19 protein-coding genes and 1 pseudogene are annotated in these 22,162 nt (G+C 70.5%); 4 read left to right on the top strand and 16 right to left on the bottom strand.

Annotated elements, in window-relative coordinates:
• The coding region (locus ACO2TI_RS22920; protein WP_423287843.1) for an energy transducer TonB at nucleotides 1-526 on the top strand (526 nt) is incomplete at its 5' end.
• A gap of 46 nt (nucleotides 527-572) precedes the next feature.
• Here the strand turns inward: ACO2TI_RS22920 and ACO2TI_RS22915 are convergent.
• From ACO2TI_RS22915 to ACO2TI_RS22890, 6 genes are all read right to left on the bottom strand, one after another.
• Nucleotides 573-1,118 (bottom strand): SRPBCC family protein, encoded by a 546-nt coding sequence (locus tag ACO2TI_RS22915; protein WP_423287841.1) that lies wholly within the window; start codon nucleotides 1,116-1,118, stop codon nucleotides 573-575.
• A 227-nt stretch (nucleotides 1,119-1,345) separates the two neighbouring features.
• Nucleotides 1,346-2,320, bottom strand: a complete 975-nt coding sequence (locus tag ACO2TI_RS22910) for a cytochrome D1 domain-containing protein (protein ID WP_423287847.1) — start codon at nucleotides 2,318-2,320, stop codon at nucleotides 1,346-1,348.
• A 5-nt stretch (nucleotides 2,321-2,325) separates the two neighbouring features.
• Complete coding sequence (locus ACO2TI_RS22905; protein WP_423287839.1) at nucleotides 2,326-3,270, bottom strand: isoaspartyl peptidase/L-asparaginase family protein; 945 nt, start codon at nucleotides 3,268-3,270, stop codon at nucleotides 2,326-2,328.
• A gap of 97 nt (nucleotides 3,271-3,367) precedes the next feature.
• Nucleotides 3,368-3,958 carry a GNAT family N-acetyltransferase gene (locus ACO2TI_RS22900; protein WP_423287837.1) on the bottom strand — a complete coding sequence of 197 codons (591 nt, stop codon included), beginning with the start codon at nucleotides 3,956-3,958 and terminating at the stop codon, nucleotides 3,368-3,370.
• Nucleotides 3,959-4,074: 116 nt separating this feature from the next.
• Nucleotides 4,075-5,892, bottom strand: a complete 1,818-nt coding sequence (locus ACO2TI_RS22895) for a hybrid sensor histidine kinase/response regulator (protein WP_423287835.1) — start codon at nucleotides 5,890-5,892, stop codon at nucleotides 4,075-4,077.
• Nucleotides 5,893-5,899: 7 nt separating this feature from the next.
• Complete coding sequence (locus tag ACO2TI_RS22890; RefSeq protein ID WP_423287833.1) at nucleotides 5,900-6,616, bottom strand: response regulator; 717 nt, start codon at nucleotides 6,614-6,616, stop codon at nucleotides 5,900-5,902.
• 174 nt (nucleotides 6,617-6,790) lie between these two features.
• Here ACO2TI_RS22890 and ACO2TI_RS22885 point away from each other — a divergent pair, with 174 nt between their 5' ends.
• Both ACO2TI_RS22885 and pbpC read left to right on the top strand, forming a co-directional pair.
• The gene (locus ACO2TI_RS22885; protein WP_423287831.1) at nucleotides 6,791-12,688 is read left to right on the top strand and encodes an alpha-2-macroglobulin family protein; all 5,898 of its coding nucleotides are present in this window, start codon (nucleotides 6,791-6,793) and stop codon (nucleotides 12,686-12,688) included.
• Nucleotides 12,689-12,690: 2 nt separating this feature from the next.
• Nucleotides 12,691-14,820, top strand: coding sequence for a penicillin-binding protein 1C (pbpC, locus tag ACO2TI_RS22880; RefSeq protein WP_423287845.1), 2,130 nt, complete (start codon nucleotides 12,691-12,693; stop codon nucleotides 14,818-14,820).
• Between the two features lie 38 nt (nucleotides 14,821-14,858).
• Here pbpC and ACO2TI_RS22875 read toward each other — a convergent pair whose 3' ends face one another.
• The 5 genes from ACO2TI_RS22875 to ACO2TI_RS22855 all read right to left on the bottom strand — a co-directional run bounded on the left by ACO2TI_RS22875 (nucleotide 14,859) and on the right by ACO2TI_RS22855 (nucleotide 18,138).
• Entirely contained in the window at nucleotides 14,859-15,011 is a 153-nt protein-coding gene (locus ACO2TI_RS22875; RefSeq protein ID WP_423287829.1) for a hypothetical protein, read from the bottom strand.
• Nucleotides 15,012-15,085: 74 nt separating this feature from the next.
• Nucleotides 15,086-16,324 carry a DUF2325 domain-containing protein gene (locus ACO2TI_RS22870; RefSeq protein WP_423287827.1) on the bottom strand — a complete coding sequence of 413 codons (1,239 nt, stop codon included), beginning with the start codon at nucleotides 16,322-16,324 and terminating at the stop codon, nucleotides 15,086-15,088.
• 142 nt (nucleotides 16,325-16,466) lie between these two features.
• Nucleotides 16,467-17,069: a lysostaphin resistance A-like protein gene (locus tag ACO2TI_RS22865; protein ID WP_423287825.1), complete on the bottom strand. Its 603-nt coding sequence runs from the start codon at nucleotides 17,067-17,069 to the stop codon at nucleotides 16,467-16,469.
• Between the two features lie 109 nt (nucleotides 17,070-17,178).
• On the bottom strand, nucleotides 17,179-17,937 hold the full coding sequence (locus ACO2TI_RS22860) for a tetratricopeptide repeat protein (protein WP_423287823.1): 759 nt from the start codon (nucleotides 17,935-17,937) through the stop codon (nucleotides 17,179-17,181).
• A 15-nt stretch (nucleotides 17,938-17,952) separates the two neighbouring features.
• Nucleotides 17,953-18,138, bottom strand: a complete 186-nt coding sequence (locus ACO2TI_RS22855) for a hypothetical protein (protein ID WP_423287821.1) — start codon at nucleotides 18,136-18,138, stop codon at nucleotides 17,953-17,955.
• Between the two features lie 123 nt (nucleotides 18,139-18,261).
• Here ACO2TI_RS22855 and ACO2TI_RS22850 point away from each other — a divergent pair, with 123 nt between their 5' ends.
• Nucleotides 18,262-18,657: a hypothetical protein gene (locus tag ACO2TI_RS22850; RefSeq protein ID WP_423287819.1), complete on the top strand. Its 396-nt coding sequence runs from the start codon at nucleotides 18,262-18,264 to the stop codon at nucleotides 18,655-18,657.
• Nucleotides 18,658-19,132: 475 nt separating this feature from the next.
• On the opposite strand, the gene aqpZ is transcribed toward ACO2TI_RS22850, so the two are convergent.
• From aqpZ to ACO2TI_RS22825, 5 genes and pseudogenes are all read right to left on the bottom strand, one after another.
• Nucleotides 19,133-19,822, bottom strand: a complete 690-nt coding sequence (gene aqpZ / locus ACO2TI_RS22845) for an aquaporin Z (protein ID WP_423287817.1) — start codon at nucleotides 19,820-19,822, stop codon at nucleotides 19,133-19,135.
• 159 nt (nucleotides 19,823-19,981) lie between these two features.
• Complete coding sequence (locus ACO2TI_RS22840) at nucleotides 19,982-20,374, bottom strand: VOC family protein (protein ID WP_423287815.1); 393 nt, start codon at nucleotides 20,372-20,374, stop codon at nucleotides 19,982-19,984.
• 148 nt (nucleotides 20,375-20,522) lie between these two features.
• The gene (locus tag ACO2TI_RS22835) at nucleotides 20,523-20,993 is read right to left on the bottom strand and encodes an NUDIX hydrolase (protein ID WP_423287813.1); all 471 of its coding nucleotides are present in this window, start codon (nucleotides 20,991-20,993) and stop codon (nucleotides 20,523-20,525) included.
• 233 nt (nucleotides 20,994-21,226) lie between these two features.
• Nucleotides 21,227-21,337, bottom strand: a pseudogene (locus tag ACO2TI_RS22830) (IS5/IS1182 family transposase); the annotation flags it as partial.
• Nucleotides 21,338-21,482: 145 nt separating this feature from the next.
• The gene (locus ACO2TI_RS22825) at nucleotides 21,483-22,031 is read right to left on the bottom strand and encodes a transglycosylase domain-containing protein (RefSeq protein ID WP_423287811.1); all 549 of its coding nucleotides are present in this window, start codon (nucleotides 22,029-22,031) and stop codon (nucleotides 21,483-21,485) included.
• Between the last annotated feature and the right edge of the window lie 131 nt (nucleotides 22,032-22,162).

The raw sequence follows: 22,162 nt of genomic DNA, 5'->3' as shown, positions 1-22,162 counted from the left end.
TGCGCTGCAGATCGTGAAGAAGCCGCTGGAGGCGAAGATCGTGCAGGAGATCCTGCCGCCGCCGCCCCCACCGCCGCCGCCTCCGCCGCCCAAGCAGATCAAGCAGCCCGATGCGCCGAAGGTGGAGGCGCCGCCGCCACCTTACGTGCCGCCGCCGGAGATCGCGCCGCCGGTGGACATCGCGCCGGCGATCACGGCGGTTTCGCCCGCGCCGCCGCCGGTTCAGGAGGTGCCGATCGCAGCGCCTGTGCCGCCTGCGCCGCCGGCGCCGGCCCGGGCCGACATCGGCGTGGCCTGCCCCACGCAGGTCAAGCCGGTCGTCCCGAACCGGGCGCTGCAGGAAGGCACCTCGGGCGTGGTCAAGGCCGAGGCGCTGATCAGCAACGGCGTCGTCAAGGAGGTGACGATCTTGTCGGGCCCCAAGGTCTTCCACCAGGCCGTGCGCACCGCGATGCTGCAGTACCGCTGCGTCTCGGGCAGCGGGGAGATCCGCGCGACGCAGCAGTTCGACTTCAAGGTCGACTGAGTACGGGCCTGCCCGGACAGGCCGGAAACAGCTCGTCGGCCCGCGCTCAGCGCTTCTCGACGAGCTGCTTCAGGTTCGCCAGGCCGGCCTGGTAGACGCCGGTCACGGCCTTGACCGCCGCCTCGTCGTTCTGGTCAGGCGGCGGGTCGTTGTTCGGAAAGCCGCGGTAGAAGGCGCCGCGCCATTCGACGACCGACTTGCCGGCCTCGCCGGCGCTCACGGTGATCGTCGACGTGTAGTTGGTCACCGGCAGTGCGCCGCCGTCCTTGGCGCGGTACGAGTACGACATGCCGGTGTCGTTGTAGCGTTCCAGCGTTTCGACCAGGCCGCCGCCGCCCTTGAGCTTGAGCGTGCGCACCGAGCCTTCGCCATTGCCGGCGCTGGCCGGGCTCTCTGCAACCGCGGGGTGCCACTTGGCGAGGGCATCGAAGTCCTTGATCGCCGCCCAGACGGCGGCGGGCGGCGCGTCGATCGCGATCTTCTCGACCACCTTCTGGCGCGTCGGCCCGTGGGCGTGGAGCGGGGTGATGACGGCCATCAGCGCGATGGCCAGCGCGGCACGGCGTGCGGCGCAACGAATCTGGTACGGCATGTCCTGCGTGTCTCCTCGTTGGCATGGGCTGTCCCGCGGCCGGAACGCTCACCGCGGTCATGGCGCAGTGCGGTGCAAGCGCCGTACCGGCAATTGAACCCAGGCAATCAGCGCAAGGGCGCGCAGCCGCCCCAACCCTCGTCAAGGACTTGCGCGGATCCGGCTGCGCCGGTCCGCTGCAAGGGCCCCCTTGGGGGGGGCAGCGAACGAAAGTGAGCGTGGGGGCCCTACTCCCCGATGAAGGCGCCGAAGCCGCGCGGATTGCTGCCCAGCGGGATGCGGCGGCGCTTTTCGCCGGTGGTGGCGTCGAGCACCTGGAGCTCGTCGTCCATCCAGTTGACGACGTAGACCGCGTCGCCGCGCGCGTCGATGCCTTCGGGAAAACCGAAGCCGGGCAGGGTGGCCAGCGTCTGCAGGCTCTGCGCGTCGATCACGCTGACCGTGTCGGAGCGCTGGTTGGTGACGAACAGGCGCTCGCGGCCGTCGCTGCCCTTGGCGAGCACCGCGCCGTAGGGCGCCTTGCCGACGGGCACGGTGCCCGTCACGCGCTGTTGCCGCAGGTCGATCACCGTGAGCCGGTCGGCGTAGACGTCGAGCGAGTACAGCCGACGGCGCTTCGTGTCGAGCAGCAGGCCGAACGGGTGCTCGCCGACCTGGATGCGCTTGACGATGCGCGCATGCGGCTTGCGGGCGACATCGATCACCGCGATGCGGTTGTCGTCACGCTCGGCGACGTAGACCGTGCGGGAGTCGGGCGAGACCGCGATGCCGGCCGGCGATGCGCCCAGCGGCACCGTGAACAGCGGCTTGAGCGTCTTGGCATCGAGCGCGATCAGCTGCGCGCCGAACCAGTCGCTGACGTAGACACGCCGGCCGTCCGGCGCCGCCTCGATGCCGACCGCGCCCTGGCCCACGATGGCCGTGGCGACCACGCGCCGCGTCGCGACGTCGATCGCGGTGATCTCGTTCGAGCCGGGGTTGGTGACGTAGACGCGATGCGCGGCCGCGCTCGCCGCGACGCCGGCCGGCGAGCGGCCGACCGGCACCGTCGCGACGACCGCCTCGCTGTCGAGGTCGACCACCGAGACATCGTGGCTGCCCTGGTTGGTGATCCAGGCCAGCGCGCTGGCCGCGGCCGGCGGCAGCGCAGCGCACAGCAGGGCCGCGGCGGCGAGGAGCGATCTCCAGTGCGTGGCGCGCATCGCCTTCACGCCGGACGGTAGATCGCGACGACGCGCGCGCCCTCGGCGTCGACCGCCGCGCGGTACATGCCTTCGCAGTTGAACGGCATCGCGATGTTGCCGCGCGCATCGACCGCGATCACGCCGCCGGCGGCGTCCTCGCCGCCGATGCGCGGCAGCAGGCCCAGCACCACCGAATCACAGGCGTCCTCGAGCGACTGACCGGCCAGGCGCATGCGCGCCGAGATCTCGTGCGCGACGCCGCCGCGCACGAACCATTCGCCGTGACCGGTGCACGAGACCGCGACCGCGTCGTCGGCCCAGGTGCCGGCACCGATCACCGCGCTGTCGCCGACGCGCCCGGCCATCTTGCCGTTGCGCCCGCCGGTGGAGGTGGCTGACGCGAGGCGGCCATTCATGTCGCGCGCGACCGCGCCGACCGTGCCGCGGCCCTGGCCGATGACCGCGTCGGTCAGCGTCGGTGCCTCGCGGCGCCGGCGCTCGAGCTCGTCTTGCAGCTCCTTCCAGCGCGTCTCGGTGTGGAAGTAGCCGGGCGGCGCCTGCGGCAGGCCGATGCGCTGCGCGAAGGCGTCGGCCGCGCCGAAGCCCAGCGTCACGTGCGGCGTGTCTTCCATCACCGCGCGCGCCAGGCGCACCGGGTTGCGCGTGCGCGATACGCCCATCACCGAGCCGGCCGCGCGCGTGTAGCCGTCCATCACCGCCGCTTCGAGCTCGATGTCGCCTTCCTCGTTGAAGACCGCGCCGCAGCCGGCGTTGAACAGCGGGTCGTCCTCGAGCCGAATCACCGCCGCGACCACCGCATCGAGCGCACTGCCGCCGTCGCGCAGCACGGCCAGGCCGGCATCGAGCGCCGTCTCGAGCCCGGCGCGCACGACGCGCTCGCGCGCCTTGGTCATCTGCTGCCGTGCCAGCGTGCCGGCGCCGCCATGGATCGCGATCGCGATGCTCATCGATAGGTCACTGAAGGTCTGCGGCGCGGCGGGACCTGCATGCCGCGAATCGAGAACGATTCTCGCACGCACGATGTGCGACCTTCGACGACGGATGTCAGTCGCCGCGCAGCAGCGACCAGCAGGCCAGGTCCACCGCTTCGTCGTGCCAGTGCCGGTAGCGTCGCAGCACGCCTTCCTGGCGAAAGCCCAGGCTGCCGAGCAGGCGCGTCGAGCGTCGGTTGCCCGGTTGCGTCAGGGCTTCGATGCGCCCGACCGCCATGCCCAGGCGGCCGGCAAAGGCGCAGCCGATCGCGCCGGCCAGCGCCTCGCGCGCGAACCCGCGGTCCCAATGGCCCGGGTCCAGGTCGTAGGACAGCTCCACGGCGCCGTGACGGCGACGCTGGAAGTCGAAGCCGCAGGAGCCGATCGCGTCGAGCGGGCGCTCGCGCAGCGCGATGGCCCAGCGCACGCCGCGCCCGCTGGGCCATTGCTCGGCGCGCCAGGCCACCAGCTGGCGCGCGTCCTCGAGCGTGCTCACGCGCGCGATGTTGTGCCAGGCGGTCACGGCCTCGTTCGAGAAGATGCGGTACACCGCTTCGCGGTCGTCGGGCTCGAACTCGCGCAGCACCAGGCGGTCGGTGGCGAGCGAGGGAAAGGGCTGTGCGCCGGCGAGCGCGCCGGCGTGCGCGAGCGGAGTTCCTGGCATGGCGACACCCAATGGGCTGGTGTGCCTCAGGCTAGGGCCGCGCCCCCGTGCCGGCGATCAGCCGATCGCCCAGGCGCGGCACCTCATTACCCGATCCGATCCCGATGCCGCAGGCTTCAGCGCAGCCCGAGCTTGAACGCGATCATCGCGCGCAGCTTGTGCGGCACCACTGGCTTGATCAGCAGGTGAACATCGTGCTGCTGCGCCTCGCGCTCGTGGCCGGTCATCGTGCTGCCGGTCACCAGGATGGCGGGCACGTGCGTCGGCGCAAACGCGCCGCGCAGCGCCTGCAGCGCGTCGATGCCGGTGCCGTCGCCGAGGCGGTAGTCGAGGATCAGCAGGTCGGGCGCGGTGTCCTGGCCGCGCGCCCAGGCCGCCGCGGCGCTGGCGCTGTCGAAGGCCTCGATGCTCGCGCCCCAGCCCTTGAGCAGCACGACCAGGCCCTCGCGCACGGCCGGCTCGTCCTCGACGACGACGATGCGCCGGCGATCCAGCGTCAAGCCGATGGCCGGGCGCGCGCCCGCGGCCGGAGCCGCCATCGGGCGCGGCAGCGTGCCGGCCGCCAGCGACAGCGTGAACACCGTGCCGCGGCCGGGCTGCGAGCGCAGCGTCAGCGGGGCGTCGATCAGCGTCGACAGGCGCTTGACGATCGCCAGGCCCAGGCCCAGGCCCTTGCGGTCGTTCGCGGCCACCGGCGCCTGCGCGCCGCCAACCTGGTAGAACTCGTCGAACACGCGCGACTGCTCGGCCGCCGCGATGCCCACGCCGGTGTCCCAGACCTGCACGACGACGCGCGTGCCGCGTCGCCGCGCGGCCAGCAGCACGCCGCCCTCGCGCGTGTAGCGGATCGCGTTGGCCAGCAGGTTGCGCAGGATGCGGTCGGTCAGCACCGGGTCGGCGTAGACGACGCGGTCCTCGCCGCGCAGGCGCAGCGACAAGCCCTTCTCGAACGCGGTCGGCTCGTACTGAAGCCGCAGGCGCGCAAACAGGTCGCGCAGCGCAAAGGCCTGCGGCTGCGGCTCGACGCCGCCGGTGTCGATCTTGGTGATGTCGAGCAGCTCGCCGAACAGCCCCTCGAGCGCGTCGACCGAGCTGTAGATGCTGTTGACGAGGTGGGTCACTTCCTCGTCGCCGCGGCTGCGCGCGCGCAGGGCCTCGGCAAACAGGCCCATCGCGTGCAGTGGCTGGCGCAGGTCGTGGCTGGCGGCGGCGAAGAACTGGGTCTTCGCGCGGTTGGCGGTTTCGGCCTCGCGCCTCGCGGCATCGGCGGTGGCCTTCTCCGCGGCCAGCTGCGCGGCGAGCTGCTCGGTGCGCAGCTTCAGCGCCAGCGTGCCGTGGAAGGTGCGCCGGTACGCGCGCGCCAGCGCGGCATTCATCAGGTAGCCCAGCAGCAGCACCGCGGCGAGCTGCCAGCTCGTTGCGCTTTCGATCGTCGCGACGCGCGCGATCAGCGGCAGCAGGCACAGGCTGGTGAAGGCCAGGAAGATGCGGAACTGCGGCGCGAGCACGGTGATCGAGGCCACGCAGTAGGTGTAGACGATGACGACCAGCGCGGCGCGCTGGTACGCGTCGCCGTGCTCGTAGAGCGTCCAGCTCGCGGCGCCCCAGACCGCGCCCGAGGCCACCGCGCCGGTGTTCCAGATCACCAGCCAGTGCTGGGCGTTGGCGATGCGGTGCGTGCTCGCATCCGCTCTGGCCTGGCTGTAGCGCAGGCGGCCGTAGAGGCGCGCGCCCCACACCGCGAGGAACAGCAGCGACCACGCGACGAGGTTGAAGCGCGGCGCGCTGCGCGCGAACAGCGCGACCAGCGCCGCGGCGCCGAGCAGGTTGCCGGCCAGCGAGACGCCCGTTTGCGCATACAGCGAGCGGACCTTGTCGGGCAGCACCGCTGCCGGCTCGGACGGCACGGCCAGCGCCGTGGCGCGCGGGCTCATGAAGGCGTCACTGCCCGCTGCGCTTCCAGCCCGGCGACGCGTTGCCCTGCGTCATCTGGCTGACGGCGAGCACGGCCTGCGTGCGCGAGTTGACGCCCAGCGCGCGCAGCACCGCGGCGACATGGTCCTTCACCGTCTCGACCGACAGGTTGAGCTCGCGCGCGATCAGCTTGTTGGGCTTGCCCTGCAGCAGCAGCGCCAGCACGTCGGTCTGGCGCGGCGTCAGGCCCAGCGTCGCGAGGCCGGGCGTGCTCTGGTAGGCGCTGTGCACGGCTTCGTGCGTCACGGTGCGCAGCGCGTCCTGTTCGGCGGCCTCTTCGGCGCTTTCGAGGCCCATCGCCATCGGCGGGACGTAGATGCCGCCGGACATCACCAGCCGCAGCGCCTCGAACAGCATCTCGGTGCTCGAGCGCTTGGGCACGAAGCCCATGGCGCCGAGGTCGATCGATCGGATCACGTCGCTCGCACGGTCGGAGGCCGAGACGATGACCACCGGCAGCGCCGGATAGGCGCGGCGCAGCTCGGTCAGCAGGTCGAAGCCGTTGGCGTCGCCGAGCTGCAGGTCGAGCAGCGCGAGGTCGTAGTCGGGGTCGAGCGCCAGCGTGGCGCGCGCCTCGGCGGCACTGCCGACGCCGACGACCTCGAGGTCGTCGCCGAGGCCCTGGATCACGGATTTGAGCGCCGAGAGGATCAGCGGATGGTCGTCGATCAGCAGGACCTTCATCGGCGCCTTGTCCCCGGTGTTGTTGTCGTGGCTCGTGCGGGCGAGGTGTGGGCGGAATGTAACGGAGCCCTTCGCGCTTGCCTCTCCCCAACTCGATGGGGCGCCGCGCGGCGCGCGCTTCGGAGATCATCGCGCCGGGCCGGGCCACCGGCACCGCAGGGCAGGAGCATCCGGATGGCATTCAAAGTGTTCGGCGCGCCGATGCGCGCCAGCGTGGCGCTGGGCCTGGCGGCCTGGCTCGCGGCCGGCGGCGCGCACGCCGCGACGATCGCCGGCGTGACGCCGCAAGGCGAGGTCGCGCAGGTGCGCCAGGTCGTCGTGAGTTTCTCCGAGGGCGTGGTGCCGCTGGGCGATCTGCGCCTGCCCGATCCGGCGATCGTGAGCTGCCAGGGTCCGGCGCCGGCCGGCAGCGGCCGCTGGCTCGACGACCGCCGCTGGGCCTGGGACTTCCGCGCCGCGCTGCCGCCCGGCGTGCGCTGCACCGTCAAGGCGCGTGCCGACTGGAAGCCGATGTCCGGGGTGCTGAGCGGCCGCAGCGAGTTCGCGTTCCAGACCGGCGGGCCGGCGATCGTCAACGTGCAGCCCTGGGGCGGCGAGATCGAGGAGGAGCCGTACTTCCTGCTGCGCCTGAGCGGCGCGGCGGTCGAGGCGACGGTGCTGGCCAACGCGCGCTGCGAGGTCGAAGGCATCGGCGAGCGCATCCCGGTGCGCGTGATCGGCGGGGCCGAACGCGCCGCACTGCTGAAGGCGCGCCGGCTCGAGAAGCAGCCCGAACTGTCCCTGGTGCTGGCCTGCCAGCGCCCGCTGCCGCAGGACACGCCGGTGCGCCTGGTCTGGGGCCGCGGCATCGCGGCGGCGTCGAACCCCCAGGTGCTCACCAGCGTCGAGCAGCGCTTCGACTACCGCGTGCGCAAGCGCTTCACGGCCGAGTTCAGCTGCGAGCGCGAGCGCGCCGACGCGCCTTGCCTGCCGGTGCGGCCGATGAGCGTGCGCTTCTCGGCGCCGGTGCCGCGCGAGCAGGCGGCCGCAGTGCGACTGGAGCCGGCCTCCGGCAAGGCGCTCGCGCCGGTGTTCGCCACCGACGACCGCAACGACGAAGTCACGGCGGTGAACTTCCCCGTGCCATTGGCCGAAGGCGCGAGCTTTCGCGTCGTGCTGCCGGCGGGGCTGAAGGACGTGTCGGGCCGCGCGCTCGCCAACGCGGCGAGCTTTCCGCTCACGGTGGCCACCGGCACGATGCCGCCGATCGCCAAGTTCGCGGCGGCGCCGTTCGGCATCGTCGAGCGGGGCGAAGAATCCATGCTGCCGGTCACGCTGCGCCACGTTCAAGGCGACCTGCGCCCCGCCGCACCGCAAGGCGCGGTGCGCGTGAAGACCTTGTCGAGCGATGCCGACATCCTGGCCTGGTTCGCGCGGCTCGATCGCTACCACGAGCGCCAGATGAGCGCGCGCGAGGCCGGCCTGCCCCAAAGCGAATGGACAGTGCGCGAGACCCAGGTCGATGCGCGCGGACGCACGCACCAGATCGATCGCGAGCGCATCGTCGGCACGCGCGAGCTGTCGCTGCTCAAGAGCGATGCGCAGGCGAAGCGCCTCGACCTGCCGCAGCTTGCCGGTGGCGATCCGCGCCCGTTCGAGGTGGTGGGTATTCCGCTGGCCGAGCCGGGTTACCACGTGGTCGAGATCGAGTCGCAGCGCCTGGGCGAGTCGCTGCTCGACAAGAAGGCGCCGCTGTACGTGCGCACCGGCGTGCTGGTCACCAACCTCGGCGTGCACTTCAAGCGCGGCCGCGAGAACAGCCTGGTGTGGGTCACCACGCTCGACCGCGGCAGGCCCGTCGAGGGCGCCGAGGTCGCGGTGCGCGACTGCGCCGGCAAGGCCTTGTGGAGCGGGCGCACCGATGCCAACGGCATCGCCCGCGTCGACCGCGTGCTCGATGCGATCAACGACTGTCCGCACGTGCCGGGCTACTTCGTCAGCGCGCGCCACACCGGCAAGGACGGCCGCACCGATGTCGCGTTCACGCTGTCGAGCTGGCAGCGCGGCATCGAGTCCTGGCGCTTCAACGTGCCGACCGACAGCAGCCCGCACCTCGACCTGCGCTCGCACACGGTGTTCGACCGCACGCTGCTGCGCGCCGGCGAGACGGTCTCGATGAAGCACTTCGTGCGCACCGAGACCTCGGGCGGCCTGGCGTCATTGAAGCCGGCCGACCTGCCGGGCAAGGCGATCGTGATCCACCAGGGCACGGGCCAGGAGTTCGCGCTGCCGCTCGCGTGGAACGGCGTGCGCAGCGCGACCTCGAGCTGGAACATCCCGCCCGCGGCCAAGCTGGGCGTCTACGAGGTCGTGCTCGAGCGCACGCCGGACGGCGACGAGCGCCGCCGCACGCGCCTGCCCAGCGGGAGCTTTCGCATCGAGGAGTTCCGCCTGCCGCTGATCGACGCGCGCCTCGCGGGCCCGAAGGGCGCGGCGATCGCGCCGAAGGAGCTGCCGCTGGACGTGCAGCTCAACTTCTTCTCGGGCGGCGGGCTGCAGACCGCGGCGCGCGCCTCGGCGCTGCTGCGGCCGCGCTACGCCATCTGGCCGGGCTACGAGGAGTTCAGCTTCGAGCCGCCGCGGCGCGTGGACGGCGCCGGCAGCGCGCCGCCCGACGACGAAGCGCCCGACGACGACACCGGCGCGCCGCGCGACGGCAAGCTGGTCGCCGACAAGCTCGCGGTGCAGACCGACCGCAACGGCGCGGCGCGCATCACGCTCAAGGACCTGCCGGCGATCGACCGCGCCAGCGAGCTGACCGCCGAGCTGAGCTTCAACGACCCGAACGGCGAGGTGCAGACCGCGAGCACGCGCGTCGCGCTGTGGCCCAGCGCGGTGGTGCTGGGCGTCAAGACCGGTGCGTGGGCGAGCCGGCGCGGCAAGGTCAAGTTCCAGGTCGTCGCGCTCGACACCACGGGCAAACCGATGGCCGGCCAGAAGGTCGAGGTGCGCGGCCGCCACACGCAATACATCAGCACGCGCAAACGCATGGTCGGCGGCTTCTACGCCTACGACAACCGCAGCGAGGTCAAGGACCTCGGCGCGCTGTGCAGCGGCCAAAGCGACGCGCGCGGCCTGGTGCTGTGCGAGGCCGAGCTGTCGACGCCGGGCCAGGTGGAGCTGATCGCGCGCGCCAGCGACGCCGAGGGCTGCAAGGTCGAGGCGGCCTCGAGCGTGTGGGTCACCCGCCAGGGCGAGTTGTGGTTCGCGCAGGACAACGACGACCGCATCGACGTGCTGCCCGAGAAGAAGGCCTACGAGCCCGGCGAGACGGCGCGCTTCCAGGTGCGCATGCCGTACCGCGAGGCGACCGCGCTGGTGAGCGTCGAGCGCGAGGGCATCGTCGACACGCGCGTGATCACGCTGCGCGGCGACGACCCGACCTTCGAGCTGCCCATTCCCAAGCCTCCCGCGCCAGACGCCGCGAGCTGGGGACCGAACGTCTACGTCAGCGTGCTCGCGCTGCGCGGGCGCATCCGCGACGTGCCCTGGTACTCGTTCTTCCGCTGGGGCTGGCGCGAGCCGGTCAACTGGTGGCGCGCGTTCTGGTACGAGGGCCGCGAATACCAGGCGCCGACCGCGATGGTCGACCTCGCCAAGCCCTCGTTCAAGCTCGGCGTCGCGCCGATCCGCATCGGCATCGCCTCGCACAAGCTGCAGGTCACCGTGAGCGCCGACAAGGAAAGCTACGCGATTCGCCAGACCGCGAAGGCCAAGGTCAAGGTCACGCACGGTGGCAAGCCGCTCGCGGGTAGCGAGTTCGCGTTCGCGGCGGTCGACGAGGGCCTGCTCTCGCTCAAGCCCAACGACAGCTGGGACCTGCTGGGCGCGATGATCCAGCAGCGCTCCTGGGGCGTGGAGACCAGCACCGCGCAAGGCGAGATCGTCGGGCGGCGCCACTACGGCCGCAAGGCGGTCGCGGCCGGCGGCGGAGGCGGGCGCGGCCAGACGCGCGAGCTGTTCGACACGCTCCTGGTGTGGAAGCCCGCCGTCACGCTCGACGCCAACGGCGAGGCGATCGTCGAGGTGCCGCTCAACGACTCGCTGACCAGCTTCAAGCTCGTGGCGGTGGCCGATGCCGGCGTGCAGACCTTCGGCAGCGGCAGCACCAGCATCCGCGTCACGCAGGACCTGCAGGCGCTGTCGGGCCTGCCGCCACTGGTGCGCGAGGGCGACCGCTTCCAGGCCCTGCTGACGCTGCGCAACACCACCGCGCGCGAGATGAAGGTGAAGGCAACGCTTTCCGGCACCGCGCGCAGCGGGCCGGAGGTGCAGCGCGCGCCGATCGCGCTGACGGCGCAGGAGCATGTGCTCGCCGCCGGCGCGACGAAGGAGATCGCGTGGGAGGTGACCGCGCCGACCGGCGCCGACAGCGTGACCTGGGAGGCCGCGGTCGACGAGGTCGGCGGCGCCGCGAAGGACCGGCTCAAGGTGACGCAGCTCGTCGTGCCCGCGGTGCCGCTGCGCGTGATGCAGGCGACGCTCGCGCAGCTCGACGGCGCCTACAGCCTTGCCGTCGCACCGCCGGCCGATGCCTTGTCCGAGGCGGGTATCCCGCGCGGCAGCATCACGCTCGGCCTGCAGCCCAAGCTCACCGGCGCGCTGCCGGGGGTGCGGCGCTTCTTCGAGACCTATCCCTTCATCTGCCTCGAGCAGAAGTTCTCCAAGGCCGTCGGCTTGCGCGACCCCAAGCTGTGGACCGCGGTCGCCAACGTGCTGCCGACCTACCTCGACCGCGACGGCCTGGCCAACTACTTTCCGCCGCGGCCCGAAGACGCGCCGCGCGGCAGCGACCGCCTCACCGCCTACCTGATCGCCGCCGCCGACGAGGCCGGCTTCGAGCTGCCCACCGCCGCCCGCGACGAGATGCTGGCCGGCCTGACGCTCTTTGTCGAAGGCCGCATCAAGCGCGACTTCTGGTCGCCGCAGTCGGCCAAGGGCATCGACCTCGACGTGCGCAAGCTCGCCGCGCTCGCGGCGTTGTCGCGCCACGGCCGCGCCAGTGCCAGGCAGCTCGGCTCGATCAACCTCGCGCCCAACCTGTGGCCGACCGCCGCGCTGATCGACTGGCTCACGATCCTGCGCCGCGTCGACGGCGTGCCCGATCGCGCCAAGCGCCTCGACGAGGCGCAGCAGCTGCTGCGTTCGCGCCTGACCTGGTCGGGCACGACGCTGCGCTTCTCGACCGAGCAGGAGGACTTCTGGTGGTGGCTGATGGACAGCGCCGACGCCAACGCCGCGCGCCTGATCCTCGCGGTGCTCGACGACGCCGCGTGGAAAGAGGAACTGCCGCGCCTGGTGATCGGCAGCCTCGGCCGCCAGCGCTACGGCCACTGGCTCACGACCACGGCCAACGTCTGGGGCTCGCTCGCGCTCGACAAGTTCTCGGCCCGGTTCGAGTCGCAGCCGGTCGCCGGCCGCACGAGCGCGCAGCTCGCCGGCGCGCAGCGCGCGTTCGACTGGGCCGGCGCCAACGCGGACGGCGGCCGGCTCGCGCTGCCGTGGCCGGCCAAGGAAGGGCAGCTCGCGGTCCAGCACGCCGGCAGCGGCAAGCCCTGGCTCACGGTGCAAAGCCTGGCCGCGGTGCCGCTCGCCGCGCCGATCCGCGCCGGCTACGACATCGTGCGCACGGTCACGCCCGTCGAGCAGAAGGTGGCTGGCCGCTGGTCGCGCGGCGACATCGCGCGCGTGCGCATCGAGGTCGAGGCGCAGTCGGACATGACCTGGGTCGTGGTCAGCGATCCGGTGCCCGCGGGCGCGACGCTGCTCGGCTCGGGGCTCGGCCGCGACAGCGAGATCGCGACACGCGGCGAGAAGCGCGAGGGCTGGTCGTGGCCGGCCTTCGAGGAACGCGGCTTCGAGGCTTTCCGCAGCTACTACGACTACCTGCCGCGCGGCAAGCACGTCATCGAGTACAGCGTGCGGCTCAACAACCCGGGCCGCTTTGCGCTGCCGCCGACGCGCGTCGAGGCAATGTACGCGCCGGAGGCCTTCGGCGAGTTGCCGAACGCGGCGCTCGAGGTGCAGCCGTGAGCTTGAAGAAGGCGCTGCTCGCGGGTGTTTTCAGTGTGGCGCTCGGCGCGGCGCTGCAAGCCCACGCGCTGCCGCGCTTCGACGAGGTCAAGGCCGCGTGGCAGCCGTCGGACGCGACCTTGCTCGACCGCCGCGGCGAGCCGCTGCAGACGCTGCGCGTCGACAAGTCGGTGCGGCGTCTCGCATGGGTGCCGATCGACCAGATGTCGCCCGCGCTGCTGCAGGCCATCGTGCTGAGCGAGGACCGCGCGTTCTGGGAGCACAGCGGCGTCGACTGGGCCGCGATCGCGCGCAGCGCCTGGGCCAATGCCTTCAACGCGCGCACACGCGGCGCCTCGACGCTGACGATGCAGCTCGCCGGCCTGATCGACGACGATCTCGCGCGTCCGGCCGGTGGCCGCAGCCTCGCGCAGAAGCTCGGCCAGGCGGCCGTGGCGACGCAGCTCAACGCGCGCTGGCGCAAGAGCGAGGTGCTCGAGGCCTACCTCAACCTCGTGCCGTATCGCGGCGAGATCGTCGGCATCGACGCGCTGTCGCAGACGCTGTTCGGCAAGCATCCGAGCGGACTCGACGCCGACGAAGCGGCCATCGCCGCGGCGCTGGTGCGCGGCCCCAATGCCGCGCCGGGCACGGTGGCGCAGCGCGCCTGCGGCGTGCTGAAGCTGCAGAAGCTGCAATGCAACGCGGTGGGCGCGCTGGCCGAGAGCGCGCTCGCGCGCCGCGGCGGCATGCCGCTGGGCGAGCAGCTCGCGCCGCATGCGGCGCGCCAGGTGCTGGCGCAGGCCAAGCCGGGGGCGCGGCGGCTGGCGTCCACGCTCGACGCGCGCCTGCAGCGCTTTGCGGTGACGACGCTGCGCCGCCAGCTCGGCGAGCTGACGGGGCGCAACGTCGAGGACGGCGCGATCGTCGTGCTCGACAACGCGAGCGGCGAGGCGCTGGCGTGGGTCGGCTCCAGCGGATCGCTGTCGGACGCGGCCGAGGTCGACGGCGTGCTCGCGCGCCGCCAGCCCGGCTCGACGCTCAAGCCCTTTGTCTACGAGCTGGCCTTCGAGCGCCGGCTGATCGCGCCGGCCAGCCTGCTCGACGACTCGCCCGCGCAGCTGCAGACCGCCAGCGGCCTGTACCTGCCGCAGAACTACGACCGTGACCACAAGGGCTGGATCAGCGCGCGCACCGCGCTCGGCGCCAGCCTCAACGTGCCGGCGGTGCGCGTCGGCGCGATGCTGGGGCCCGATGCCATCGCCGAGCGCCTGAACGCGCTGGGCCTCGCGCTCGCGCAGCCCGGCGGCTGGTACGGCGACTCGCTCGCGCTCGGCAGCGCCGACGTCACGCTGCTGGCACTGACGAACGCCTATCGCGCGTTGGCCAACGGCGGCGTGGTCTCGGCGCCGTCGCTGGTTCGCATCGCCAGGCCGGTGCCGCCGCGCCGCGTGGCCGACGCCGCCGCCGTGTCGCTCGTGACCGACATCCTGGCCGACAACAACGCGCGCGTGCGCACCTTCGGCCTCGACAGCGCGCTCGCGACGCGCGGCTTCGCGGCGGTGAAGACGGGCACCAGCAAGGACCTGCGCGACAACTGGTGCCTCGGCTTCACCGACCGCTACACGATCGGCGTGTGGGTCGGCAACGCGAGCGGCGAGCCGATGCACGGCGTCAGCGGCGTGAGCGGCGCGGCGCCGGTGTGGCAGTCGCTGGTGCGCTACCTGCACCAGGCTGCGCCGTCGCGCGCGCCACGTCTGCCGACGGGCGTGACGCGGCTGCAGGTCGCGTTCGACGACGGCGTCGAGCCGCCGCGCAGCGAGCTCTTCGTCGCCGGCACCGAGCAGCCGCGCTGGCGCGCCAGCGCGCAGATGGCCGGCGCGACCCAGCGCTTCGGCATCACCAGCCCGCGCGACGGCAGCCTGTTCGCGCTCGACCCCGACATCCCGCCGGCGGCGCAGCGCATGCGCTTCGAGGGCCAGGCGGGCACCTGGGTGCTCGACGGCAGGCGGCTGGGGCAGGGCGCGCAGATCGACTGGGCGCCGTGGCCGGGTCGGCACGAACTCCAGCTGCTCGACCTGCGCGGGCGCGTGCTGCAGAAGGTGGCGTTCGAAGTGCGCGGCGCGAGCGCCATGGTGTCGACGGCGCGCTGACGCGTTCGTTGGATCGCAGTCCGAACGCGACGAGGGCGTTACGACGCCTTGTTCTTCAGCTTGCCCTTGGGAAGCACCGCCGTGACCGGAGCAATCGGTCGCGTTGAGACGGACGACGACTCCTTCGGCGGGCTGGTGTCCTTCTTCGGTTTCTTGACCATCTTGTTGCTGCGCTGTTCGCCCTTGGGCATGGTGTTCTCCTCGATGGAGTTCTCAATGTATCTCCATGCGCCGCGTTCACGTGAGACCTGAGAAGTGAACACCGTCACGGCGCCGTCGCGCTGACCTCGCCGAGCGCGCGCTCCAGCGCCGCGCGGCTGGGCGTGTCGACGAAGACGCAGCGCTTGCCGGTGCGCTTGCAGTGGTCTTTCACGCGCCAGTAGGCGTCGTGGCTGATGCAGCCGGTCTGGCAGATCACGAGGTCGGCCGCGGCCAGCGTGGCGTCGAGCCGCGCGATCGCGTCTTCCTCGCCGCCGTCGTGGTGCATGAAGCGCGCGCCGCTGTGCTCGACCAGGCGGCGGTAGACCGGCACGATCGCGGCGCGTCCGCCCACGCAGAGCACGGCGCGGTCGGCCAGGGCCGGCATGGCCGGCTCGGCATCGGCTTCGGGCTCGAGCGCTGAACGCCGCAGCGCCTCGCGCTCGGCGATCGCCTCGTCGGCGCGCCGACGCTGGCGCTCGGCCTCCTGCTGCGCGGCGAGCAACGCGCGCTGCAGGTCGCGGATCTGCTCGGCCTGCTGGCGCGCCTCGCGCGCGAGCTCGAAGCGCGTGCGCAGCTGCGGCGCGGCCTGCTCGAGCGCCTGGTTCAGCTCCTGCTGCTGCGCCAGCGCGGTGTCGCGCAGCAGCAGCTCGGCGCGCAGGCGCACCAGCTGGGTCTGCAGAACATCGAGCTGGCGCGCGTGCCCCTGCGCCTGGCCTTGCGAGCGCCGCTGCGCCGCGCCCAGCTCGCGCGCCAGCACGGCGTTCTCGTCGATCAGCGACTCGAGCCGCTCGAGATCGGCACGCGTGGCCATGCCGACCTGGTGCTGCAGCATGTGCATGTCGCCCAGCGCGGCGTGCGCCAGCGCCGGCGTGCAGCGCGCATGCGTCAGCACGGCCCACAGCGCGCCGGCCACCTCGGTGCCGGAGCGCGCGTCGGCCCACCACTGCGCCAGCTGCTCGGTCGTCTTCAGCGCGGCCGCATGGCGCAAGGCGATGGCGTAGCGGCGGTCGAGCTCGCGCTGCACCACCTCGGCGATGCGCGTGCGGCGCTTGGACTCGGTGACGACGACGCAATGCAGCTCGTAGTCGTCGGCAAAGGTCTGCGGGCCCACGGCCTTGTCGACGAGCCGGCGCAGCGCCGCCATCGGCAGGCACACGCCGATCACCGGGCAGTGGGCGTGGCCGTCGAGCTCCCAAAGACGGCGGCGGCGTGAGCCCTGGGGCGGTGCGGTCGGGCCGGCGTCGAGCACGGTGATGCCGAGATGGGGTTCGTGAGCAGGCGGGTTCGAGACCGGTGGGCACATCGGGCGGCTCCTCGTCGGCACGGGCGGTCGCGGCAGCGCGGCGCCGGCAGGGGATCAGGGAGCGGCCACTCTAATGCGAATAATTCGCATTAGCAACGAAGCGACCCGCATCGGCCCGGGGGCATGCGGTGCGTCAGGGCGCCTATGCGGCGGCCGCGAGGGCCAGGCACGACGCGGCGTTCAGTGCCATGTGGCCGACCAGCCCCGGCACGATCGAGCGCGTGCGCACATAGGCCGACTGCCAGGCCAGCGCCAGCGCGAACAGCAGCGGTGCGGTGATCGCGTTGAGATGGGCCAGGGCGAACAGGCCCGAGGTGAGCAGCGCCGGCACCCAGCGCGGCCAGGCCTGCGGCCACGCCTCGAAGATCAGCGCGCGAAAGACGACCTCTTCCACCAGCGGTGCAAGCACGGCGATGCCCACCCAGCCGAGCGGATGGGCCAGGATGCTGCGCACCCAGCGCATGCCATCCGCATCCTCGGGCAGCAACTGCCGCAAGCCCAGCGTGACGGCCGAGGCCAGCACGCAGGCGATCGAGGCCCACAGCAGCTCGCGGCGCCAGCGCCATGCGGTGATCGACTCGCGCGCGCGTTGCGGCACCTGGTGCCAGAAACAACGCACCGCGCCGAGCTGCCACAACTGCGCGACGACCATCACCGCCGTCGCGGCCAGCGTGCCCGGGCCGAGCGTGCCCATCAGCACGACCTGGCCCACGATCAGCAGCGTCAGTGTCAGCACGAGTTCCATCGGCGCATCCTCCTCGATCCGCGCAGTGGATCGCGGTGTGGCGGCGCCGTCTTGACCGCTGCTGATGCCGCGGTTCGTTGCCGGCCCGAACCAGCCGTCGCGCAGTGCGTCAGGCCCGCCGGCTGGCCAGCGCCTGGGCCGCCTTCAGGCGGCGGAACGCGTCATCGTTGAGCTGCCGGTTCATCGCGTTCCATCGGCTCGTGATCTTGTCGATCTCCGTCTGCAGTCGCGCCGCGGTGGCCGCGTCGCCGATGGCCAGCGCCCAGATCGCGTACTCGGCGCGTGCCTCGAACGTACCGAACTTCTCGACGGCGCGCTCGAACTCCTCGCGAGCCTGCGCGGACCGCGAGGTCCCCGCGTACGAACGGGCGATCAGCAGAGAGACGCCGTCCGGCCGGTAGTCGGGTCGCGTACGGCGCAGCTCTTCGAGATGGCCCAGCGCCTCCTGGTAGCGCTGACACTCGACAAAGGCGCGCGCCGCGCCAAAGCGCAGGTCGGGGTCGGAGGCGAACGGGCCCTTCAGCGCGCCCTCGTACAACGTGGCGGCTTCCTGCGGCTCGCCGGCCTCCAGCAAGGCGGCGGCCAGCCTCATCTGGTTCTGCGCCGTCGGCGTTTCGTCGAAGTTCGCTCGGGCAATGCGGACCTCCTTGCCCGGATCGAGCGCCTTCGCCGCGGCCGAAACGGCCTTGATGGCGCCTCGTTCCAGGCGCGAGTTCGGCAAATAGACCGCCAGAAAATAGACCAGGCTGCCGAGCAGCGGAAACGCGAAAAGAATGAACAGCCAATAGAGCTGCTGCCCCGTTCGAACCACGTGAACGGCGCAAAACAGGGCCAGCAGGATGTGCAGGCCAAGGCCGGCGAAAGGCATGGTGCGAGTCCTCCCTCAGGATTCGTTTGCGGTTGCCAGAGCCTGCAGCACCTTTTCTGCCGAGGTGCGAGCGGCTTGAGGAATGGTGTCCGCCGGCAGAGCCAGACGAAGCTGCGCGCGCAAGGCAGCAAGCGGCGTGGCGTTGATGCGCAGCACCGGCAAGGAGTCCTTGAGAAGATCGAAATGCATCTCGAGGGCCATGAGCCGAGTTGCGCGAGCAGCACATGCTCGGCGCCGGCGAACTCGCGCTTCAGGAGCCGTTGCACCCGCCGGCCGCGAATGCTGGTCATGTTCTTCGCGTAATCGCGCGCGAAGGACGCCAGGATGTCCGGATCGATGGGCACGTTGCCGAACCAGGAGGCCGCGACGCCGTGGGCGAGCTGCGGCACTGCAATCAACGGACGGGCCGCGAAGAGCCCGCTATTGCGCCTTGGACCGGTAGATGCCAAGGGCACCCTTGCCGATCCAGAAGAGGCCGAGGCCGTCGAAGAAGATGCTTGTGAGGCCGAAATCCCCTCGGAAGATCGAGCCTCCAAGAGCGAGGCCGATGCCGATCAGCACCAACCCAGCAACGATGTCACGCATGTCCCCTCCAGAGTCCTCGTACTTGGCGAACCGATTCTGTTGCCGATACAGATGAGCGGCAACTCCCTGTGGCGCTGCAACCTTGTGGCCGATGCGCAGGAATGCACGGCGTTGATCCTGCGGCCTGACAAATGAGTTCAGCGGCCGCTGGAATGAAAAAGCCAGGCGCCACGCCCCCATGCCAACACCGAGCGGGCAAGCTTGGCCGGCTCGGCCCCGAGCGAGCCGAGGTCTTGCCACAGCGCCGCAGACGCCCCGGCTTGGGCGGGTTCGGGAGTGAAGCCCGCGGACCAACGCCCCCGAGGCAGTCGACAGGAACGATGCGTGCTCTGCGGGCAGACGCAATGGCCGCCTCTTCTGCAGCGCCCTGGGGACCCCTCGACCACGACATAGACGTCAGCCAAGCGCGCCAGCAGTTCGCGGCGATGTGGCAAGGAACTGCCGCCGAAATGAACGGTGCCACTGGCTGGGGGCTGGTGACCGAAGGGCAGAACGTGGTCCGACAGGGCCGACATGACCCGGCCTGCCGGGACATGTCGGCGCAATGGAAGGCTTGAGCCTCATGTGCCACCCCAGGCGCACACGGTGAAACCGCTGACCTCGGGCGTCGTCAGTTTTCCTCGCTTGCGATCAAGCGATAGGCACCGGCCCCCAGCAACGCTCCGACGATCGGCGCGACCCAGAAAAGCCAAAGCTGAGCAACGGCCCAGTCTCCGACGAAGAGCGCGACGCCCGTGCTCCGCGCGGGATTGACGGAAGTGTTCGTCACCGGAATGCTGATGAGGTGGATCAAGGTCAACGCGAGCCCAATGGCGATGGGCGCAAAGCCAGCCGGCGCACGCTTGTCAGTCGCCCCGAGAATGACCAGGAGGAAGAACATGGTCATGACCACCTCGCTGACCAGTGCGGCCAGCAGCGAGTAGCCGCCCGGCGAGTGGGCACCGTAGCCATTTGATGCGAAGCCCTTGGAGACATCAAAGCCCGGTGCGCCGCTGGCAATGATGTACAGCACCCCGGCCGCGACGATCGCGCCGAGCACCTGAGCCACGATGTACGGAAGCAGCTTGCTGGCAGGGAAGCGCCCACCTGCCCAAAGGCCGACGGAGACAGCCGGATTCAGATGGCAGCCAGAGATATGGCCGATGGCAAACGCCATGGTCAGCACGGTCAAGCCAAAGGCAAGCGAAACGCCGAGCAGACCAATGCCCACGTTGGGGAAGGCGGCCGCGAGCACCGCGCTGCCGCAGCCGCCGAGAACGAGCCAAAACGTGCCAAGAAACTCCGCACAGTACTGCTTCAATTAACTCTCCTGTTGTTGGTGATGGAGAACGAGATTGAGATGCTCAACATTTGAGCTGAGAGGCGGACAATCGAAGGGTGAGGCCGCACTGCGTGGTGCCCGCTGTGCCCGAGTACGAATGGCGTGACTGTGGCGTACGGGCAGCCGCCACCTGAAAAACTACTTCGGCCTGTGGAGCGCGCAAAGCTTGTTGCCGTCCGGGTCTCGCACGTACGCGAGATACATGACACCCATCTTGTCCTCGCGCAGACCGGGCGGCTGCTCGATCGAAGTGCCGCCATGCGCGATCGCGGTGTCATGAAACCGCTGGACCTGCTCGGCAGAGCTGCACTTGAATCCGATGGTGCCGCCGTTGGCAATGGTCGCCGCTTCGCCGTTGATGGGTTCGCTCACACAGAACGCACTGCCTTCGTGCCGATAGAACAGGCGCCGTTGGCCGGTGGCATTCTGGTTGCGGAACGGCTCGCCTGATCCGAGGACGGCGAGCACGGCGTCATAGAAGCGCTTGGAGCGGTCGATGTCATTCGTGCCGACCATCACGTGGGTGAACATGCGCCTGTCTCCTGAGGGCTAGATGGCGGCTTCAAGAGCGTCGCCAAGGGATTGCTTGTGCGGATCAATGTTCGACATGAGCGGTGGCTGGATGCGTGCGAAGCATGCTTGAAGGCGCCCGCTCGATGAAAAAAGTTGGAGCGCATTCTTACCCACGCTGCACGATGTGTTGGAAGCCAAGAATGGGCCGAGACAGCGAGTCACGCAGGAACGAAGGCCGCACATCGACCTCGTGAAGCCGCTGCGCGGCAAACCAGCGAAACTCTAGTTGCTTGCCACCCTCGACGCCAGCATGAGAGCGCGATTTGTCGAGAAGTCTGGATATGGGGGCGAGTTGAACACGAAAGTACAGACCGATCTCATGATTGGGCTTGGCCGCGTGCTCAAAGAAGTTCTCCACGACGTAGAGAAGGTCTGCGCATTCGACGCGCTCGTCAATCTCTTCCAGCATTTCACGCTCGAGTGCACTCTGCGCGTCCTCGCCTGGCTCGACTCGGCCCCCAGGAAGGGCCCAGAACTCGTCACCTTCCAGGCGATGAAGCAGCACGAAACCATCATGCACAACGACCGCCGCAGCGCGGAGTTGAAAGCGATGGCCGGCAATGTCTATGGAGATCACCGATGCGCCCTACGGAAGGTCTGCAGAACATGATCCGCAGCCCGCATTGATCGGATCGGCCGATCTCGATGCGCCGAAGCGGCCGAGTCGATACGTTTCGCGGTCTGCTTGCAGCGCGTGGCAGGCGCCTGATGCGCCTCGCGAGCCCGCCGTGATCCTCGCACCCGTGCTCATCCCTGTGCTCCCATCAACCGCCGCCGCGCCATCCACAGCTTGCCCAGCGCGAACAGCGTGACGATCTGCGCCAGCGCGGTCCACTGCACGACGCGCTCCATCTCTTCCAGGAACTCGCGCTTGCGCGTCTTCTTGGTCGACAGGTTCAGGCCCAGGCCGAGTTGCTTCATGTGCGCTCCGCGCTTGCCGCTCATGGCTTCAGGTCATGCAAGCAGCGGGCCGGTTTTGCAGACTTTCCCTAACGTTTGAGTTCACCCGCGGGCAACAGACGGCGAAGCCGGCTGTTGAACGTCGGGTGCAACGAAGGGTTAGGCATCACTGGTGCACCTTGGCAAGCAGGGCTTGCGACCTAGTGGCGAGACGCTGTGGGCGGGCGAGATAGTACCCGGGGGCCTGCGCGATTGCTGCCAACGTGGCCGCTTGGACGAGCGTGACGTCGGACAGCGGAACGCGCAGATAGACCTGCGACGCTGCGGCGAAGCCTTGGACGCCAACACCCATAGGTGCCAGAGCAAGTAGGAGTGCCGTGAGTTCTGCTTGGGTGAGATGAACGGGCAGCAGCCGCCCGGCGACAAACTGGATGAACACGCGGTGTATGTTGGGTTCCCGCGACCGAGAAGTCTGGGTCCGCATGCTCAGGTAACCGGCGACACGCACAGATAGGCTCTCGCCGTAGGCGACCTCAACCATGCGGCGCATTGGATCGACCGGATGAAGCTCAGCTGGGGATGCGCTAGCGAGCGCAGCACGCGCTTCGGCCACCATGGGACGCATGACGATGAACTCGAACGCACCAAGGGAAACTGCGACGAGCGCGCCAATGCCAAGAAGCACGGCGGCAAGGTACTTCGCGGCGCGCGGCATTGCGGGTGATGCCTAACGAATGAAAGGGACTTCCCCGTCCCGAATGTGCCGCGGCGAAGCGGCAGCCGGCATCGAAGTGCCACGATGGGAAGTGCGAACTCTCATCAATGTTCGGAAGGGGAAGTCCATGG

Origin of the sequence: Caldimonas sp. KR1-144, assembly GCF_049446155.1 — a bacterium.
GTDB lineage: Bacteria > Pseudomonadota > Gammaproteobacteria > Burkholderiales > Burkholderiaceae_C > Rivibacter.
This window is presented reverse-complemented; position numbering and strand designations above follow the sequence as displayed.